Here is a 16,963-nt window from a genome sequence, read left to right on the forward strand (position 1 = left end):
CAAGAAAACGGGCCGGTCCGTGGGGGGGATACGGACCGGCCCGAGGGGGGGGTTTCCACCATAACCCTTCGTAAGTGGTGCTGGGTGCCACGACATGCCGTCGCTACGCTCCGGAAGCACCGGACCGCGGTACGAGCACGGATTCCCGGCCGTCCGGGGCCCTACGGGGTCCTTCCCAAGGGGGACCCCGCCCCGGCGGCGCCCGGTTGACGGCCGGACGGGCCGTTCCGGGCGGCCTCCTTGTGGGCCACGATCAGCTCCATGAAGGTGTCGCCCCACTCCCCCAGCGGGATGAGCGCGGTGTTCAGGGCCCGGCCCAGTTCGGTGAGCGAGTACTCGACGCGGGGCGGGACCTCCGGGTACACCTCGCGGTGCACGACGCCGTCCGCCTCCAGTTCGCGCAGCTGCTGGACGAGCACCTTCTCGCTGACGCCCGGCACGCGGCGCCTCAGCTCGCCGAAACGCATCGGGCCGTGGTGCACGGCCCACAGGATGCCGGGCTTCCACTTGCCGCCGACGACATCGACGGCCGCGTCCAGCCCGCAGCCGTAGGACGTCTTTCCCTTGGCCATGGTCAGCCGGCCGTGAGGCCGTGGCCGGTCGTGCTGTCGATGTGGTCGGGGATCTCGCCCTCGTGGCGGTCCCCCGTCGACAGGGTGCCGGTCGGCTCGAACATCAGGATCGACGCGCCCTCCGGCGCCGACGGCTTGTGCTCGGTGCCCTTCGGGACGACGAAGGTGTCACCGCGGTGCAGCACCACCGTGGTCTCGGTGCCGTCGGCCGCGCGCAGTGCGATCTCGAACCGGCCGTCGAGGACGAGGAAGAACTCGTCGGTGTCCTCGTGGACGTGCCACATGTGGTCGCCGGCGGCGTGGGCGATGCGGACGTCGTAGTCGTTCATCCGGGCCACGACACGGGGGCTGTAGACGTCGTCGAACGTGGCGAGTGCTTCGGTCAGGTTCACGGGCTTCGCATGCATGAGGAGATCCTGCCCCGAAGTCACCTTGCGGCGCTCATGAGTTGGCGAGCGCCCCGAGCAGTACGCCCAGCAGCGCCCCGCCGATCATGAAGGGGCCGAACGGGATCGCGCTCTTGCGGGTAGCGCGCCGCAGGGCGATGAGGCCGAAGCCGTACGCCGCGCCGAGCGCGAAGCCCGCGAAGGCGCCCAGGAAGAGGATGCCCCAGCCGTACCAGCCGAGTGCGGCGCCCAGCGAGAGGGCGAGCTTCACATCGCCGAAGCCCATGCCGTGCGGGTTGACGAGGAAGAGGACCAGGTACGCGCCGCCCAGGGCGGCCGCGCCGAGCAGGGAGAGCGGCCACGAGCCGGCGCTCCGGGGCAGCAGCGCGGCGCCGCCGAGCAGCAGCGGGGCCGCGGCGGCCAGCGGCAGCGTCACCTGGTCGGGCAGCCGGTGCACGCGCCGGTCGACGGCCGCGAGGAGCACGGTGAACGGCGCGAGCAGCAGCCAGACGGCGAGTTCGGGGCGGTAGCCGGTGGCCGCGGCGAGCGCGGCGCAGGCGGCGGCGGTGATCGCCGGGGCGGCGGCCGTGCGGGGGGTGCCCGGACCGGGGGGTGCCGGGCAGGAGGTGCAGTGGGCGGGGCCCAGCCAGCCGCGTGCGCCTTCGGCGTAGCCGTGGCCCGCCGGGCAGGAGGTGCGCCAGCGCCGGTCCGGCTCCACGGAGAGGCGGTGTGCGGCGCGCGGGACGAGCAGGCCTGTGGCGGCGCCCCAGAGGGCGGCGAGGGCGATCAGCGTGGCGTACACGGGGCCGACCTTAGGAGGGTGCGGGGTCCTCGGTCATGGGCCCCGGGGCCCAAAGGCGCTCGGGGCGGTGCGGCGGCCCGCGGTGCGACGGCGGCTATCGTCCGGGCATGGGGCGGACATGGCGGGACGGCGACGGGGTGTTGCGGGTGGGTGGGGAGGTGGTGGCCTTGGAGGTTGCCGCCTCCTATCGGGCGCGGGCCCGGGGGTTGCTCGGGCGGGACGGGATCGACGGGGCGATGTTGATCACGCCGTGCGCGAGTGTGCACACGTTTCGCATGCGGTTCGCGATCGATGTGGCATATCTCGACAGGGACTTGACGGTGCTCGCGGTGCGGACGATGGTGCCGGGGCGGCTGGGACTGCCGCGGCCGCGCGCCCGGCATGTGCTGGAGGCGGCGGCGGGGGCCATGGCCGGCTGGGGTGTGCGGCCCGGGGTGCGGCTGGTCGTCGAGGGGTGAGACACGGCGGCGCGCCGGGGCGGTGGTCGCCCCGGCGCGCGCGTCGTTCACGGGATGCGGGTCAGCACTTGGCGCTCTTGGGCAGGTTCGCGTACTTGTTGCCCTTGAAGTAGATGGCGCTGGCGTAGCCCCACTTGCCGCTGGCCTTGTTCTTGACGTAGATCCACACGTTGTTGACGTGGCCCTCGGCCTTGACGGTCTGGCCGTAGCGCCAGCACTTCACGGTGTGCGGCGTCGGGCCGAGCGTGCCCATGAGGCGGGACTTGTTGGTCGGCGCGACGCGCTGGTTCACGCGCTTCCAGATGGTGCGGGTGTAGTACGCCTGGGCCTGCACACCGCCCTCCGCCCGTACGTCGGCGACGGACGCGGGCGCGAGGGCCGGGGCCGCCGCAGGGGCGGACGCGGACGCGGCGCCGGCCGTGCCCATGACGCCGGCGACGGCGAGGATGCCGGCGGCGACGGCCTTCCCGTGGCGGTACTTCGGAGCGATCACGACTGATTCCCCCATGATGTGATCTCGGATCCCTTGCGGGTGTCGTTGTCGACAAGATGAGCATGTACGGATCAATGTCGTGGATGCCATGTATTCGTCCTGTGCCGAAAGGTTGCAGGGCCTTTTGGCCCGGGCCGAAAGGTGCTCAGGATGGAGGGACCGCACGGGACTGATCGGGGGAACAGTCATGCTGCGCATCGTCTTCACGGCGGAGGACCTGACCAGAGTCACCTTCCGCCGCTTCGCCCTGTGGCCGGAGACCGTCCTGAGTCTCGGCCTGCTCCACGGATCGGAACCCGCCGCCCCGTCGCCGCTGCGCGCCTGGCGGCGCGCGGTCACGGCGGCGCTCGCCCGGCACCGGCTGGTGCCGGACGTCCTGCGGCTCGGCGGGACCCTCTCGCCGGGCGAGTCGTACGAGGGCACCGGGTACGGGGGCACGGAGAGTGGCAGGGCGCGGCTGCTCGCGCAGTACCAGCGGCTCGCCATCGAGCCGTACCGGGACCGCATCGACGCCGCGATCGCCGACGACCTGCGCCACCACGGCCAGCTGATCCTGCACGGCGGCTACGCCGCGTCCCTGGCCGAACTGGCCGGTGAGGCGCGCTGGTCCGGCACCGTCCTGACGCTCCCGCACCCGACGCCGGTGACACTCCGGCTGTCCGGCCGGGGCCTGCCGCTCCAGCCGTCGTACTTCTGCCCGCCCGACCGCACGCTCCTGCTGGGTTCGCCCGAGCGGCCCGTCCTGCTCTACCCGGTCCAGCAGCGGCCGGGCGGCCCCGCGGCCGCGCCCGGCGGGCGGGGCACCGCGGCGGTGGCCCCGCTGTTCGGACCGCTGCTGGGTCGGACGCGGGCGCAGGTGCTGCCGCTGCTCCTGGACGGCGGGTGCAGCACGACGGCGCTGGCGGAGCGGCTGGAGGTGTCGCCCGCGACGGCGAGCCAGCACGCCTCCGCGCTGCGGGACATGGGCCTGGTCACGACCGTGCGCCGGGGGCGGGAGGTGGAGCACCGGCTCACCCCGTTCGCCCTGCGGCTGCTGGACACCTGCTGCTGACCGGGGGCTCCGCCCCGGAGCCCGTGGCACTCCGGAGGGGCTGAATTCAGCCCCTCAGGCCGCCGGACCCGTCAGGGCGGTCCGGAGCCGAGGAGGGTGAACGCCCCGTACGCCGCCGAGGCCAGGGCGAGGCCGGCCAGGACCGCGATGAGCGCCCGGTCGCGCAGCCGGGCGAGCGCCACGGCCGCCGGGAGCAGCAGCGGGAACGCGGGCATGATCAGGCGCGGCTTGGAGCCGAAGTAGGCGGCGCCGACGAGCGACACGACGACGAGCGCGACCGTGTACACGAGGAGGGGCAGCGGCTGCCGCTGCCGTACGCACAGCCACACCACCCAGCCCAGCAGGGCCAGCACGGCGATCAGCCCGAGCCCGGCGAGGGGCTGCGGCCCGGTCAGCCGCTCCGCCACGAAGCGGGCGAGGGCGACGCCGCCGTCGATGCTGTTGCCCCAGGCGGCCTGGACGTCGAAGTACGCGGTGGGGCTGCCCTCCCGTACGGCGACGAACGTCACGTACGCGAGCCAGCCCAGCGGCGCGAGCAGCACGCCGCCCGCCGTGCGCGGGTCCACGCGCCGGGCCCGGACCACCGCGACGAGGCCCGTCACGCCGAGCGCCGCGATGAGCGCGACGGCGGAGGGCCGGGTGAGCCCGGCGAGCGTGCACAGGGCCCCGGCGAGGACCCACCGCTCGCGCAGCACGGCGTAGAGCGACCAGGCCGCGAAGGCCGTGAAGAGCGTCTCCGTGTACGCCATCGACTGCACGAACGCCGTCGGGTACACACCCCACAGCACCGCGAGCACCACACCCGCCCGCCGCCCCGCGACGTGGGTGCCGACGGCGTGGATGCCCCAGGCGGCGGCGAGCGAGGCGGCCCAGGCGACGAGCAGCCCGGCCGTGGCGGCGCCGACCGGGAGCACGGTGGACAGCCCCCGCTCCAGGGCCGGGAGGAGGGGGAAGAACGCCAGGTCGGAGTGGACGCCGCCGTCGGCGAGCGTGACCTCGTGGCCGTACCCGCCCTCGGCGATGCGGACGTACCAGACGGCGTCCCAGCGCCCCTTCAGCCGGTGCCAGGCGTCCTCGCCGGTCGCCGCGGCGGCGACGAGGAGCACGGCCAGTCCGGTGAGGCGGGTGGCCGCATAGCCCCACAGGGCCGGCGCGGCGCGCCGCGCTGTGGGGCCGGATGCGGGTTCGAGGCGGGAGGACACCCGACCGATTATGTCGACATGTACCGGCGGGCCGACCGGCCGGCCGGTCCGGTGGCCGGTCCGCCGGCCGGTCCGGTGCCGGGAGCGGGCCTCAGGTGAGGGGGACGAGATACATGCCGGAGGTGCCGGAGCCGGCCGTGTTGCGGCAGCTGTGGTCGCCGGTCGGCTTCGCGTGGATCAGCGCGAGGCAGCGGCCCTGGGCGAGTTGGCCGTAGTAGTTGGGGTGCATCGACTCCTGCACCGGGCCCTGCGTCTCGTTGCTGTCGATCCACCGGGCCCACTCGCTGGTGGTCGCGGACGGCGGCAGGGCGGCCGTGACCAGGCGGCTGGCCGTGGCGCACACCTCGCGGCCCTGGAGCATGTCGCGCAGATCCATGAACTGGGCACCCTTGGCCGCGGCGACGGCCCGGAGGCGGCCGGCGAGCTGCGGGACGAGGGAGTCGCGGGCCCAGTCGGAGTCCTTGTTCCAGAACGGGCAGCCGCCGGTGTTGACCCGGGACCAGCCGCTCTCGGCGTAGCGGTTCTCGGAGCCGCGCGGGATGGGCGACGGGTACGACTGGAGGACGATCCGGTAGGACGTGGTGGTGTAGCCCGCGGCGGACATCACGGCCCTGATCTCGTCGACGGCCTTCGCGACGTCCCGCATGACGGTGTCGATGCGCGAGTCGACGAGCGCCTGCTGGTCGTCGTGGCAGTAGGAGTACCAGACGATGTAGTCCGTGGCGCACTTCTCGATGATCGAGGCGAAGCCGAGGTCGTTGCCGCCGATGGACAGGGCGATGACCTTCACGTCGTGCGAGGCGGCGATGGCGGCGAGCTGGTCGGCCTGCGGGGCCTCGCCCTTGAAGGACTGGCCGCCGTTCGCGGCGCGGAAGACGTTGTGGGTGGTGGCGCCGGAGCAGGCGATGTTGATCAGCGCCTGTGCGGTGCCGGTGGCGCTGCGGACCTCGGCGGAGTCGGAGCGGTGACAGCCGTTGGCCGCGGTCTCGCCGTAGACGAGGGCGGGGTTGTATGTGGTGCCCGTCCATGCACGGTCGGTGGCGTCGCGGCTGCCGCTGTTGGTGAGGCTGTTGCCGCGCCACCGTCCGGCTTCGCCGGATATGTAGCTGTCGCCCATGGAGACGATCGCGGTGGGCCCGCTGCCGGGGCCGGCGGCGGCGGGGCCGGCAAGGGTGAGCGGGAGGAGCAGGGCGGTGAGGGCGAGACCGGCGAGGCGCGCGAGTCTTCGGGGACGGGAGGTGCGGCTCGTGGTGCGGAATCCGGGCACGGCGAACTCCATCGTTCGGCCACGTGGGGGTGTGGCGCGTGAATGAGGGGAAGCCGCCGGCCGGTGGCATGCCGGAATGTGGCACGGGCCACGTTGTTACCGCTAGGTAGCGTCAGGTCTCTTTTCGGTCACGCGCGGGGTCCACGGCGGCGCGGTGCCGCCGCCGCGGCTCACGGTGTCGTGCCGCCGCCCTCCCGCGGGAAGGAGACCTCGACCCGCCGGTTCTTCCTGCGGCCCTCCTCCGTGCTGTTGTCCGCGATCGGGTACTGCTCGCCGTAGCCCCGGATCTCGTACGTGATCGCGGGCGACGCGAGCAGGGGCGCGAGCACGCCGTGGACGGCGTCGGCGCGCTGTTTGGACAGCACGTCGCCGTGCGCGGAGGAGCCGAGGTCGTCGGTGAAGCCGAAGATGCGGATACGGGTGCCGTTCTGCTTCTTGATCTCGGCGGCGATCGCGGCGATCCGGGCGCTGGCCTCGGGTGTCAGCTTGGCGCTGTCCTTGCCGAACAGGACCTCGGCCTGGAGCGCGAACTTGAGCCCGGTGCTGGTCTCTTCGCGGCGCTCCTCGCCGCCCTCGGTCTCCACGATGGAGACGATCGGCAGCACCTTCGCGGCCGCGAGGGTGGCGCCGTCGCGCATCTTGAGGCCGGGGGCGTTCGGGTCGATCTCGGGCGGCGGGGCGCTCTGCTCGGTGCCGGGCGGGGTGATGCCGGGCGTCTCGTCGGCGTGCGCGACGCCGGCACCGAGGCTGGTGACGAGGAGGACGAGGGCGGCGAGGAGGGGGGTGGGGCGCATCACGAGAGCTCGATCGTGGCGGTCGGCATGGTCGGGAACTGAATGTCGACATGGGTGACATTCGCCGGGGGCGCCGGGAACTGGGCGAAGATCGAGATCGACTCGTTCGCCTGCATGGAGTTGATGCCGGTGGTGGTCAACGGGTAGCCCTCGGTGTCCCGCAGGACGTAGTAGCGCTTTTTCTCCGTCTTGTCGACGAGCGTCACACCGGCGAATGACGGCCCGGTCTTCTGCACGTTGATCTCCTGCCCGCTCCACTGCGGGGGCGTGATGATCAGCTTCGACGTGGTGTTCTTCAGCGTGCCGTTGACGGTCAGAAAGCCACCCTGCTCGCGGGTGGCACTGTGGATGACGATCTGCAGGCCGTTGCTCGCGTTGATGGTGGCGAGCGTCCTGCTCGTGTCCGGAACGGTGGGGCCCTTGTCATCGGTCGGCTTCGGCTGCTCCGCAGGAGCCGAAGTGGCGCTCCCGGCCTTCTGCGGTTCCGACCGCTTGGGGCCGCCTTCGCTGTCGCCACAGGCCGACAGCAGAAGCGCCAGGGTGATGGAGGTGCCCACTGCGGCAACCGTTCGTGCGGCTGTCCCGTATTGCTTGCGCATGAGTGTCATTCCCTTTGCGTTCCTTCGCGGTCAGTTCTCGACGAGCCGCACCTTGAAGAGGTCGGACATGTCCGGGAGATCGCCGGGATCCAGGTCGACGTCCGTACCGTCGCAGTCCAGTGACCCGGGTGCCGGCGCGTCCTTGTCGTCTGCCGGCTCGAAGGTGCACTGGGGAACGACAATGGCGGTGGCCGTGGCGACGGCGTACTTGCTCTCCGTCCCGGGCAAGATCGTGTCCCCCACCGGCTTCCCGGACCGCACCGTCACCGTGAAGCCCCACCGTCCGTCGCCCAGCATGGCGCAGGTCTCGACCGTGGCGCCGTTCCTGGCGGCGTAGTCGTGGCTCGCCGCACACCCGTCGTCGCCGGTCAGCCGGCCGTCGAAGAGCTTTCCCAGACTCACGGCGTCGAGGCCGTCGAGCTCGAACAGGTCACGGGACTCCTTGGCAGCCGCCAACGCCGCCGCATCGGCGGCTGACTGGGCGCCGTTGCGTGTCGCCCCCGCCTGCCCCACCGCGAAGAACGCCAGCGCGAGAAAGAGCAGGCTCACCACCATGAAGACATAGAGCGGCGATGCCTGCCCACACTCACGCCTACGGTCCCGCGAGCGGTCTAGCCTCCGATGATGGAGGTGACCCTGGCCACGAGGTTCGAGGCGATCGTCGCCCCGACGCCCGACCCCACCACCGCCGCGATGATCACGCCCACCAGGATGATGATCCCCACGTACTCGACGGCCCCCTGCCCCCCGTCCCCCCGGCGCCTCAGCGTGTCGGTGGTTGTCTTCGCCCAGGTGCCCACGTACACCTTGGCCTGGGTCAGGGCCTTCAGTGCGATGTTCGACATGGTGGTCCCCTCCGGGGTCGGGAAACGAGTCTGCGGTCACGCTGGTGGCATGGTGACCGTACTCCGGGTGAGCACTCCTCATCATGGGCCTCAGGGCCCAACTGCGGGCCCAAATCGGGAATCGCGGCCCGTTCAGGTGGTCAGCCATGGCTCGTCGCGCCCCCTTTGCCCAGGCTGTGCCAGATCGCGATGGCCTGGCCGCGGCTCTCGGCGTGCAGCTTGGCGAAGATCCGGTTGATGTGGTTCTTCACGGTCTTGTGGCTGATGAAGCAGGTGGCGGCGATCTGCTGGTTGGTCATGCCCGACGCGATGAGGTCCATCACCTCCACCTCCCGTTGACTCAGCAACGAATGTCCCACATCCACTTGCGGGAGCGAAGGGTCTTCTGCAAATTCGACCCCGGTGAGGGATGCGGAATTACCCCTTGGAAACAAGGGGGTTGGGCGGTCGTGGCTGTTGTTGCCCGTTGGAGGATATGCGGGTGCAGACACTCCGCCCGTCAACAGTGCCATCGACGCCGTGTGCGTGAAGTACGGCTTTCCCTGCCGTACGGCCCGTACCGCGTCCGTCAGTTCGGCGGGCGTGAACTCGCCGTGGACCAGGTAGCCGCAGGCGCCGAGGCGCAGGGCCGCGCGGACGACGTCCGGTTCGCCGCTGTACGTGGTCATCAGGACGGGCGCGAGGCGGGCCAGGTGGGGCAGGGCCGACAGGCCGTCGACGCCGGGCATGCGGACGTCCAGGAGGACGACGTCGGGGCGGTGGCGCACCGCCGCCTCGTACGCCTCGCGGCCGTCGGCGGCCTCGGCGCAGACCTCGATGTCGTCGCGGCCGGACAGCAGCGCCGTCAGCCCGGCCCGGACCACCGCGTTGTCGTCGGCCACCACCACCCGCAGGTGCGGCAGCGGCAGGGGTGTGGGCGGCTCCTGCCCGGGGGCCGGGGCGGGGGCGGCGCGTACGTCGGCCGCCGGGGGTGAGCTCAGCGGCGTCGGGTGCGCCGAGGTGTGCTGGGATACGTGCACGTCGTCCGGCACGGCTCCGCCTCCCCTCATCGCGTCATGGCCTTCCGCGGGTGCTGCGCCGGGACACCGGGCAGCAGGGGCTTCGGCGGCGAGGTGCCCGACGGTTCCAGGGCCGCGGCCGGCAGTTCGAGGCGTACCTCCGTGCCCTTCGCCGCGCGGCCGCGCCCGATCCGGATGCGGGCGCCGATCAGCGCGGCCCGCTCGACCATGCCGACCAGGCCGAAGTGGCCGGCCCTGCGCAGCTCGTCCAGGGTGGTGCCGGGTGGCAGGCCGGCGCCGTCGTCGTAGACGCTCACGCGCAGGACGTCGCCGACCACGCCGGACGACACGTCGACGTAGCTGGCGTGGGCGTGCCGGTGGGCGTTCTCCATGGCCTCGGAGGCGATGGTGAGGAGGTGCCGGGCGACGGCCTGCGGGACCGGGGGCGACACGGCGGTGTCGCCGAGGGTGCGGTAGGTGGCGTGCAGGCCGGTGCGGGTGGCGAAGTGGCGTACGCGGGCGGCCAGTTCGGCGGCGACGTCCACCTCGGTGCCGTACCGCAGGTCCGCCAGCAGCTCCCGGGACTGGGCGGCCGCGCGGCGCGCCGATCGGGCGACCAGCTCCGCCTGGTGCCGTACGGTCAGCGGGTCCATGCGGTCGGCGCCGCCGGCCAGGCCCTCGGCCGCGAGGGCGAGGCCGTGCAGGGTCTTGGCGACGGAGTCGTGCATCTCGCGGGCGAGCCGGGCCCGTTCCGCCTCGACGGCGCCGGTCACCGCCAGCCGGGCGCGGGCCTCGGTGAGGGCGTGGCTCGCGGCGCCGAAGCCGAGGACGAGGTTGCGCAGGGTGGAGCCGACGGCGCCGGCGATCACGCACAGGCCCACGAACAGCAGCGCGGACGAGTCGAGCCGGGACTTCGTGCTGACGCCGTAGGACAGGAGCAGCAGCAGCGACTGGAGGACGGCGAAGAACGCGGCGCCCCGCCAGCCGTACAGGAGGCCGGCGAGCAGCGGCGTGCAGATCGTGACGTACGCGAGGACCGACTCCGGGGACGCCGTGGCGAGGAGCAGCGCGCCGAACAGCGTGTCGCCCGCGAGGACCGCAGGGTGGCGCAGCAGGACGCGTCCGAACCGCTCCCAGTCGCGCAGGAGGGCGTACGACACCATGAAGGTGACCAGCACGGCCGCGCCCACGAGCCAGCCGCCCACGCCGGGTGCGGCGCCGGCCAGGGCGAACGGCGCGGCCAGCACGATCATCGCCAGGCGGAAGCCGAACACCTGGCGGCACAGCGCCTGGAGGGCGTTGACCTGGAGCGGCAGCGACGGCACGCCGCCGGGGGCGGCGGGGTCGCGGTCGGTCAGGGTGGTGCCGGCCCGTACCGGGGTGAGGGAGCGCAGGTTCACTCGCGGTCGCCCCCTACCCGCCGAGGAGGTCCGTGAAGTCGACGCCGGAGCCGTAGTAGAAGCTCAGCCCGATGAGGATCATCGTGGCGGGGAGCATCACCAGGGTGACGACGAGGGTGGTCTTCGGGACGGCCTTGGCGGCCGCGCGGCGGGCGTTCTGGGCGTCCGTGCGGCGCATGTCGTTGGCGATCTGTATCAGCGTGTCGACGATGGGGGCGCCGAGTTCCTCGCCCTGCTGGAGGGCGGTGACGAACATGGAGACCTGTTCGGAGGCGTTGCGCCGGCGGAGCTGGTCGAAGGCCTCGCGGCGGCTGACGCCCATGTCCATCTGGCGCAGGGTGATGCGCAGTTCGTCGGCCCAGGGGCCGGAGTAGCGTTCGGCGACGCGTTCGAGGGCCTGGCGGAAGCCGAGGCCCGCGGAGACGACGACGGCGAGGACGTCGAGGAAGTCGGGCAGGGTGCGTTCGATGTCGTCCCTGCGGCGCCGGATGGCGATGCGCAGGAGGACGTCGGTCCAGGTGAGGCCGTACGCGAGGACGACGGCCGCGACGACGGTCTGGCCGCGCAGCAGCATCGCCAGGGCGGCGAGGACGCCGAGGAAACCGTAGACGGCGCGCCGGGCGGCGTACCGGTCGACGGTGAGGCCGCCGGGGTTGCCGGCCATGTCGAGGCGGCGGCGCAGGGCGTCGACCCGCTTGGGGCCCATCATGCGGAGCACGGCGGGCGCCCAGCGCATGCCGAGCCGGTCGACGCCGGAGGCGACGGCGGTGGTGCGGGTGGCGCCGACCTCCAGGGCGACGCGGAGGTCGCCGGGCAGTTCGGCCTCGGCGCGGTACAGCCGGACGCCGTGGAAGACGCCGTACACGGCCAGGCCGGTGACCACGGCCAGCAGCAGACCCATCGTGCGTTTCCCTCCCCGGTCCTCAGACCCTGACCCTGGACAGCCGGCGGATCATGACGAAGCCCGCCGTGTACAGGCCGAAGGCGACGACCGAGCCGACCTGTCCGACGAACGACCCCGTCATCTTGTCCAGTGCGCCCGGGTTCATTCCGTTGATCATGAGGAGGAAGCCGAGGCCGAGGACGGGCAGGGCGAAGGCGGTGACCTTGACCTGGGAGAGCAGGGTGGTGACCTCGCGCCGGGTCTCCTTGCGCTCGTCGAGGGTGCCGGTGAGGTTGCGCAGGGAGCCGACGACCTGGCCGCCGGCGCGGTTGGACAGCACCAGGGTGGTGACGAGGACGACGAGTTCGCGGGAGGGCAGCCGGTCGGCGAGGTCGCCGAGCGCGTCGTCGAGACTGTGGCCGACGGCCAGCTGGTCGGCGACCCGGCGCAGCTCCTCGCCCGCGGGGTCGTCCAGTTCGTCGGCGGCCATGGCGATGGCGGTGCGCAGGGCGAGGCCGGCCTGGGTGGCGTTGGCGAGGACCCGGGTCAGCTCGGGAAGCTGGTTGATGAACGCCTCGATACGGCGCCGGCGCTGCCAGTCGAGGAACGCCTCGGCGCCCCAGAGGCCGGCCAGCGCGGCGAGGACGCCGAAGAAGGGGGCGAAGAACGCGCCGACGGTCAGGTACAGGCCGAGCAGGGCGGCGACGGCGTACGCGGTGTACTCGCCGGGGGTGAGGTCGAGTCCGGTGACGGCGATCTTCCGCTCGATACGGCGGCCGAGGCGGGTGGTGCGGAGCCTGCGGTCGAGGCGGGCGAACCTGCGGCGGCGGCCGCCGGAGGGCGCGGGCCCGGTCTGGGTCATCCGGGCGACGAGCGCCTTCTGCTGGTCCCGGCCGGCGGCGTAGCTGTGCACGCCGACGGCGGCCAGGAGGCCGGCGAGGAGCGTGACGCCGAGCGTCAGGAGCGGGAGGTTGTCCATCGCGTCGTCGTTTCCGTCGGGGGCGGAGGGTCGTCGGGGTCAGGCGGCGGTGCCGCGCAGGGCCAGCTGGGCGTCGTCGTGGGCGACGCCGAAGGCCGCCGGTGTCGCCTCGTTGTGCATGTAGAGCCGTTCGGCGACGCGCCGGGGCAGCGGGTGGTGCGTGAAGGTGCCGTGGACGCGGCCGTCGGGGGTCATGGGGCGTGCGTCGAAGCGGCAGACCGTCACGATCCGGTAGTCCTCGCGGCCGTGGGAGTCGAGGAACGCGATTTCGGTGATCTTGCGGGCGCCGTCGGCGTGCCGGGTGAGCTGGACGATGACGTCGACGGCGCTGTTGATCTGGTCCCTGATGGCGGCGAACGGCACCTCGACCTCCGACATGGACGCCAGGGTCTGGAGCCGCATGAGCGCGTCCTCGGCGCTGTTGGCGTGGACGGTGGCGAGGGAGCCGTCGTGGCCGGTGGACATGGCCTGGAGCATGTCGAGGGTCTCGCCGCCGCGGACCTCGCCGACGACGATGCGGTCGGGGCGCATGCGCAGGGAGTTGCGGACGAGGTCGCGGATGGTGATGCGGCCCTTGCCCTCGACGTTGGCGGGGCGGGACTCCAGGGTGATGACGTGGGACTGCTGGAGGCGCAGTTCGGCGGAGTCCTCGATGGTGACGATGCGCTCGCCGTCCGGGATGAGCCCGGACAGGGCGTTGAGGAGGGTGGTCTTGCCGGTGCCGGTGGCGCCGGAGACGATCACGTTGAACTTGGCGCGGACGAGTCCGGCCAGCAGCATCACCATGTGCTCGTCGAGGGAGCCGAGCGCGACCATCTCGTGCAGCGTGAAGGCGCGCGGGAAGCGGCGGATGGTGAGGACGGGGCCGCTGAGGGAGAGCGGCGGGATGATGACGTTGACGCGTTCGCCGGACGGGAGGCGGGCGTCGACCATCGGGTTCGACTCGTCGACGCGGCGGTTGACGGTGGAGACGATGCGCTCGATGGTCTGCATCAGCTGCTCGGTGGAGGAGAACCGCATCGGGAGCCGTTCGAGGCGCCCGTACCGCTCCACGTACACCTGCTCGGGCCCGTTGACCATGATCTCGCTGACGGAGGCGTCCTCCAGGAGCGGTTCCAGGATGCCCAGGCCCAGGGCCTCGTCGACCACGCGCCGGATGAGCTGGGAGCGCTCGGCGGAGGACAGGACGGGGCCCTCGCGGCTGATGATGTGGCCGAGGACGCGTTCGAGGCGGGCGCGGCGGTCGGCGGTCGCCAGCGCGGACATCTCGGCGAGGTCGATCTCCTCCAGGAGCTTGCCGCGGTAGACGCCGACGAGGTGGTTGTCCTCGCCGTCGCGCCCGCCGGCCGGCTCGGGGCTGTTGATGCGGGAGCGCAGGCTCACGGGGTGCCTCCCTCGCTGGTCGTGACGGGCATGGTGGTGGTCCTGGTCACCGGGTCGAAGCCGAGGAGCGGCAGGACGCTGGGGATCCGTACGGTGACGGTGGCCGTGACCTCCTCCTCGCCGGCGGGGGCGCTGACGGCGGCGCCGGAGGCGAGCCAGCCGCTCATGGCGGCGCGCCCGGCGGAGGCGCCGTCGCCGCCCTGGGAGGCGACGCGGGCGGCGGCGCGCGAGGCGGTGCCGGCCTGCTGGACGGCGTAGGCGACGATGCCGAGCTGGACGGCGGCGAGAGCGGCGACGAGGAGGACGCCGACCCAGCCGGCGAACTCGACGGCGGCCTGGCCGCGGTCGGCCGGTCGCTCGCGGGCGGGGTTCCCGGTGGTGTCGTGCGCGTGCGTCGTTCCCATCGGCCTCAGTCCTCCCGCTCGTTCGCCGCGGCGGCGTGGGCCTTCACCGTGAACGGGAGGGTGAGGCCGGGGAACAGGACGGGCACGTTGATCGACACGTCGGCGGTGTGCAGGTCGCCGGACGTGCCGCACGACGCGGCGGCCGTCCAGGCGCCGGACAGCCTGGCCTGCGCGGCGGCCTGGCAGTCGCCGCCGACGGCGCCCTGCCGGGCCGCCTCGTCGGCGGCGTTGCCGGCGAGGGCGTACGTGTAGCCGATGAGCGTGGCCTGCCACAGCAGGAGCAGCACGCCGAGGACGACCGGCACCATGCCGGTGAACTCCACGGCCACCTGCCCCCGGTCGTCGTACCGTGCGCGTACCCCCCTCATGGCCACCCCCTCCGCCCCCTAGTGCTTCCTGCGCGTGCGGCGCAGTCCGACGGCGCCGCGGTCGCCCCGGAACCTGCCCGGCCGGTCGCCGTCCGACTCCTCGGTGCGCACCAGGCCCAGTTCGCCGGCGAGGGCCCACAGGGCCTGCTTGACGGCGGACCTGGCCTCCAGGTCCTGCATGCGCCCGGCGTCGAGGACCGGCTGCAGCTCCTTGAAGCCGGCGGGTACGGCGGTGCGGGCCACGCGGGTGCCGGTGATCCGCTCGACGAGCGCGGGCTGGATCTCGGTCAGCCGGGTGAGGCGGTTGACGACGGTGGTGGTCTCCTCCGGCTTGCGGATCTGGAGCCGTTCCCACAGGCGCACCATGCGGGTGGCGGCCCGTACGGCGACGACGTCGGGGGTGACGACGAGCAGGGCGGTGTCGGCCATCTCGACGGCGGCGGCGTTCGCGGAGTTCATCTGCGTGCCGCAGTCGACGACGACGACCTCGTACCGGCCGCGCAGGGCGCTGACGATCTGCCGGGCGGCGCGGTCGGTGACCTCCTCGCCGCGCTCGCCCTCGGCGGGAGCGAGGAGCAGGCCGATGCCGGTGTCGTGGGCGTACAGGGCGTCCTGGAGGACGCGCGGCGAGATGTCCTGGATGGCGGCGAGGTCGACGGCCGAGCGCCGGAACCGCACGTCCAGGTAGGAGGCGACGTCGCCGGCCTGGAGGTCGAGGTCGGCGAGCGCCACGGTGCGGCCGGAGGCCCGGGCGGCGAGGGCGAGCTGCACGGCGGTCACGGTGGTGCCGACGCCGCCCTTCGCGCCGGAGACGGTGACGACGGTGCCGCCCGCGCCGTGCGGCGGGTCGCCGCCCTGGCCGAGGTGGCGGCGTACGCCCGTGGACCAGGCGGCGGCGGACTGGACGCGCTGGGCCACCTCCTCGTACGAGAGGGGCAGGCCGACGAGGCCGCGGGCGCCGGAGTCCATGGCGGCCGAGTAGAGGCCGGGGCTGCGGTCGGCGGTGACGAGGACGACGCCGGCGGCCGGGAAGCGCAGGGCGACCTCGCGGACGAGGTCGAGGGCGGGGACGGGGCCGATCCGCTCGTGGACGAGGACGACCTCCGGCAGGTCGGCCGGGGCATCGGCGGCCAGCCGGGCGAGGGTGTCGACGAGGGCGGTGGAGTCACCGGCCGGCGCCAGTATCTCGGTGTCGGGCAGCTGGCCGAGCAGTGCGGTGATGGCCCGGGCGGCGTCGGGGTCGGCGACGGCCGGGAGGACGCGTGTGGTCATCCTGCTGCCTGCTCCCTCACTTGTTCTTGTCTTCGTCGAGCGTGTAGGTCGATTCACCGGGCTTGAGGGCGGCCGGGCCGTCCTTGGGCAGGAGCGCGAGCCGTACGTGCTTGGCGAACGACTCGGCGTACGCGACGCGCTGGGCGTCGGCGGTGCCGAGGGCGAAGGTGATGGGCACGGCCTCGCGGATGCCGGAGGCCCTGCTGTCGCCGCTGCGGCGCTGGTCGAGCGGGGTGAGCTTGCCGACGTCGAGGACGCGGGCGCCCGCGACGATGAGCCGGGACTCGGCGACGGCGTCCTTGCCGCGGCCCTCGTCGTCGAAGGTGGCGAAGATGTTGACCCGCGCCCCCGCGGTGATCTTGCCGGCGACGCCGGTGGAGGCGTCGATCATGATGGCGATCTCCTGCTGGCCGCTCTCCAGGGCGGGCCGGTCGGCGACCATGTCCTTCTGGAGCAGGGAGCCCTTCTTCAGGTCGGAGACCGCGATCCTGCCCCGGACGGCGGACAGGTCGGTGACCGCGTTGGCGGACAGCCAGCGCTCGGGCATGGTGATCTTCTCGAACTGGGTGGGCTGGAGCGGCGAGTACGCGGTGATGTCCGCCTTCACGCGGTAGGCCGTGACCTCGGGACCGACCTTGGCCTGTACGTCGCTGATGACCACGACGACCCCGGCGAACGCCGCGAGGGCGCACAGGACGGACAGGACGAGCAGGATGACACCACGGCGCTGACGTGCGTTCATGGGCGGGAGAACCTCGTGGGGTGGCGGACGGGGCAGGCGGGACTGTGCGGACGCGGCCCGGCGGC

General features: G+C 72.9%; 20 protein-coding genes and 1 pseudogene. 2 read left to right on the forward strand and 19 right to left on the reverse strand.

Annotated elements, in window-relative coordinates:
* Nucleotides 1-161 precede the first annotated feature (161 nt).
* From ABEB09_RS11075 to ABEB09_RS11085, 3 genes are read right to left on the reverse strand one after another with little or no spacing between them, the layout of a single operon-like run.
* Nucleotides 162-572 (reverse strand): winged helix-turn-helix transcriptional regulator, encoded by a 411-nt coding sequence (locus ABEB09_RS11075; protein WP_345689607.1) that lies wholly within the window; start codon nt 570-572, stop codon nt 162-164.
* Nucleotides 573-574: 2 nt separating this feature from the next.
* Nucleotides 575-979, reverse strand: coding sequence for a cupin domain-containing protein (locus ABEB09_RS11080; RefSeq protein WP_345689609.1), 405 nt, complete (start codon nt 977-979; stop codon nt 575-577).
* 34 nt (nt 980-1,013) lie between these two features.
* Nucleotides 1,014-1,760 carry a prepilin peptidase gene (locus ABEB09_RS11085; protein WP_345689611.1) on the reverse strand — a complete coding sequence of 249 codons (747 nt, stop codon included), beginning with the start codon at nt 1,758-1,760 and terminating at the stop codon, nt 1,014-1,016.
* Between the two features lie 107 nt (nt 1,761-1,867).
* Between ABEB09_RS11085 and ABEB09_RS11090 the strand changes: the two genes are divergently transcribed.
* Nucleotides 1,868-2,218, forward strand: a complete 351-nt coding sequence (locus ABEB09_RS11090; RefSeq protein ID WP_345689613.1) for a DUF192 domain-containing protein — start codon at nt 1,868-1,870, stop codon at nt 2,216-2,218.
* A gap of 61 nt (nt 2,219-2,279) precedes the next feature.
* Here ABEB09_RS11090 and ABEB09_RS11095 read toward each other — a convergent pair whose 3' ends face one another.
* Nucleotides 2,280-2,711, reverse strand: coding sequence for a hypothetical protein (locus ABEB09_RS11095; protein ID WP_345689615.1), 432 nt, complete (start codon nt 2,709-2,711; stop codon nt 2,280-2,282).
* A gap of 187 nt (nt 2,712-2,898) precedes the next feature.
* On the opposite strand from ABEB09_RS11095, the gene ABEB09_RS11100 reads away from it, so the two are divergent.
* The gene (locus ABEB09_RS11100) at nt 2,899-3,762 is read left to right on the forward strand and encodes an ArsR/SmtB family transcription factor (protein WP_345689617.1); all 864 of its coding nucleotides are present in this window, start codon (nt 2,899-2,901) and stop codon (nt 3,760-3,762) included.
* A 71-nt stretch (nt 3,763-3,833) separates the two neighbouring features.
* Here ABEB09_RS11100 and ABEB09_RS11105 read toward each other — a convergent pair whose 3' ends face one another.
* The 15 genes and pseudogenes from ABEB09_RS11105 to cpaB form a co-directional block, all read right to left on the reverse strand.
* The gene (locus ABEB09_RS11105) at nt 3,834-4,964 is read right to left on the reverse strand and encodes a hypothetical protein (protein ID WP_345689619.1); all 1,131 of its coding nucleotides are present in this window, start codon (nt 4,962-4,964) and stop codon (nt 3,834-3,836) included.
* Nucleotides 4,965-5,055: 91 nt separating this feature from the next.
* Nucleotides 5,056-6,231 carry a GDSL-type esterase/lipase family protein gene (locus ABEB09_RS11110; protein ID WP_380841530.1) on the reverse strand — a complete coding sequence of 392 codons (1,176 nt, stop codon included), beginning with the start codon at nt 6,229-6,231 and terminating at the stop codon, nt 5,056-5,058.
* A gap of 170 nt (nt 6,232-6,401) precedes the next feature.
* Nucleotides 6,402-7,025, reverse strand: coding sequence for an OmpA family protein (locus ABEB09_RS11115; protein ID WP_345689621.1), 624 nt, complete (start codon nt 7,023-7,025; stop codon nt 6,402-6,404).
* Nucleotides 7,025-7,624 (reverse strand): hypothetical protein, encoded by a 600-nt coding sequence (locus ABEB09_RS11120; RefSeq protein WP_345689623.1) that lies wholly within the window; start codon nt 7,622-7,624, stop codon nt 7,025-7,027. The genes ABEB09_RS11115 and ABEB09_RS11120 overlap by 1 nt, the downstream gene beginning before the upstream one ends.
* Nucleotides 7,625-7,654: 30 nt before the next feature.
* Nucleotides 7,655-8,194: pseudogene (locus tag ABEB09_RS11125) on the reverse strand (pilus assembly protein TadG-related protein); the annotation flags it as partial.
* A gap of 41 nt (nt 8,195-8,235) precedes the next feature.
* Nucleotides 8,236-8,469 carry a hypothetical protein gene (locus ABEB09_RS11130; protein WP_345689625.1) on the reverse strand — a complete coding sequence of 78 codons (234 nt, stop codon included), beginning with the start codon at nt 8,467-8,469 and terminating at the stop codon, nt 8,236-8,238.
* Between the two features lie 140 nt (nt 8,470-8,609).
* Nucleotides 8,610-9,500 carry a response regulator gene (locus ABEB09_RS11135; protein ID WP_345689627.1) on the reverse strand — a complete coding sequence of 297 codons (891 nt, stop codon included), beginning with the start codon at nt 9,498-9,500 and terminating at the stop codon, nt 8,610-8,612.
* A 14-nt stretch (nt 9,501-9,514) separates the two neighbouring features.
* Entirely contained in the window at nt 9,515-10,867 is a 1,353-nt protein-coding gene (locus tag ABEB09_RS11140; RefSeq protein WP_380841527.1) for a sensor histidine kinase, read from the reverse strand.
* Nucleotides 10,868-10,880: 13 nt separating this feature from the next.
* Nucleotides 10,881-11,768, reverse strand: coding sequence for a DUF5936 domain-containing protein (locus ABEB09_RS11145; protein WP_345689629.1), 888 nt, complete (start codon nt 11,766-11,768; stop codon nt 10,881-10,883).
* A gap of 22 nt (nt 11,769-11,790) precedes the next feature.
* Entirely contained in the window at nt 11,791-12,729 is a 939-nt protein-coding gene (locus ABEB09_RS11150; protein WP_345689631.1) for a type II secretion system F family protein, read from the reverse strand.
* Nucleotides 12,730-12,768: 39 nt separating this feature from the next.
* On the reverse strand, nt 12,769-14,112 hold the full coding sequence (locus ABEB09_RS11155) for a TadA family conjugal transfer-associated ATPase (protein WP_345689633.1): 1,344 nt from the start codon (nt 14,110-14,112) through the stop codon (nt 12,769-12,771).
* Complete coding sequence (locus ABEB09_RS11160; protein ID WP_345689635.1) at nt 14,109-14,516, reverse strand: TadE/TadG family type IV pilus assembly protein; 408 nt, start codon at nt 14,514-14,516, stop codon at nt 14,109-14,111. The genes ABEB09_RS11155 and ABEB09_RS11160 overlap by 4 nt, the downstream gene beginning before the upstream one ends.
* 5 nt (nt 14,517-14,521) lie before the next feature.
* Complete coding sequence (locus tag ABEB09_RS11165) at nt 14,522-14,884, reverse strand: TadE/TadG family type IV pilus assembly protein (protein WP_345689637.1); 363 nt, start codon at nt 14,882-14,884, stop codon at nt 14,522-14,524.
* 18 nt (nt 14,885-14,902) lie between these two features.
* Nucleotides 14,903-16,156 carry a CpaE/TadZ family protein gene (locus ABEB09_RS11170; RefSeq protein ID WP_345689639.1) on the reverse strand — a complete coding sequence of 418 codons (1,254 nt, stop codon included), beginning with the start codon at nt 16,154-16,156 and terminating at the stop codon, nt 14,903-14,905.
* A 16-nt stretch (nt 16,157-16,172) separates the two neighbouring features.
* Nucleotides 16,173-16,898: a Flp pilus assembly protein CpaB gene (cpaB, locus tag ABEB09_RS11175; protein WP_345689641.1), complete on the reverse strand. Its 726-nt coding sequence runs from the start codon at nt 16,896-16,898 to the stop codon at nt 16,173-16,175.
* Nucleotides 16,899-16,963: the final 65 nt, after the last annotated feature.

This window comes from Streptomyces coeruleoprunus, assembly GCF_039542925.1.
Lineage (GTDB): Bacteria > Actinomycetota > Actinomycetes > Streptomycetales > Streptomycetaceae > Streptomyces > Streptomyces coeruleoprunus.

Excerpts from the sequence above, each read along its gene's own strand:
- ABEB09_RS11075 (WP_345689607.1), bottom strand. The coding sequence starts at position 572 with ATGGCCAAGGGAAAGACGTCCTACGGCTGCGGGCTGGACGCGGCCGTC.
- ABEB09_RS11130 (WP_345689625.1), bottom strand. The coding sequence starts at position 8,469 with ATGTCGAACATCGCACTGAAGGCCCTGACCCAGGCCAAGGTGTACGTG.
- ABEB09_RS11090 (WP_345689613.1), top strand. The coding sequence starts at position 1,868 with ATGGGGCGGACATGGCGGGACGGCGACGGGGTGTTGCGGGTGGGTGGG.
- ABEB09_RS11115 (WP_345689621.1), bottom strand. The coding sequence starts at position 7,025 with ATGCGCCCCACCCCCCTCCTCGCCGCCCTCGTCCTCCTCGTCACCAGC.
- ABEB09_RS11165 (WP_345689637.1), bottom strand. The coding sequence starts at position 14,884 with ATGAGGGGGGTACGCGCACGGTACGACGACCGGGGGCAGGTGGCCGTG.
- ABEB09_RS11150 (WP_345689631.1), bottom strand. The coding sequence starts at position 12,729 with ATGGACAACCTCCCGCTCCTGACGCTCGGCGTCACGCTCCTCGCCGGC.
- ABEB09_RS11170 (WP_345689639.1), bottom strand. The coding sequence starts at position 16,156 with ATGACCACACGCGTCCTCCCGGCCGTCGCCGACCCCGACGCCGCCCGG.
- ABEB09_RS11160 (WP_345689635.1), bottom strand. The coding sequence starts at position 14,516 with ATGGGAACGACGCACGCGCACGACACCACCGGGAACCCCGCCCGCGAG.
- ABEB09_RS11120 (WP_345689623.1), bottom strand. The coding sequence starts at position 7,624 with ATGCGCAAGCAATACGGGACAGCCGCACGAACGGTTGCCGCAGTGGGC.
- ABEB09_RS11100 (WP_345689617.1), top strand. The coding sequence starts at position 2,899 with ATGCTGCGCATCGTCTTCACGGCGGAGGACCTGACCAGAGTCACCTTC.
- ABEB09_RS11080 (WP_345689609.1), bottom strand. The coding sequence starts at position 979 with ATGCATGCGAAGCCCGTGAACCTGACCGAAGCACTCGCCACGTTCGAC.
- cpaB (WP_345689641.1), bottom strand. The coding sequence starts at position 16,898 with ATGAACGCACGTCAGCGCCGTGGTGTCATCCTGCTCGTCCTGTCCGTC.
- ABEB09_RS11145 (WP_345689629.1), bottom strand. The coding sequence starts at position 11,768 with ATGGGTCTGCTGCTGGCCGTGGTCACCGGCCTGGCCGTGTACGGCGTC.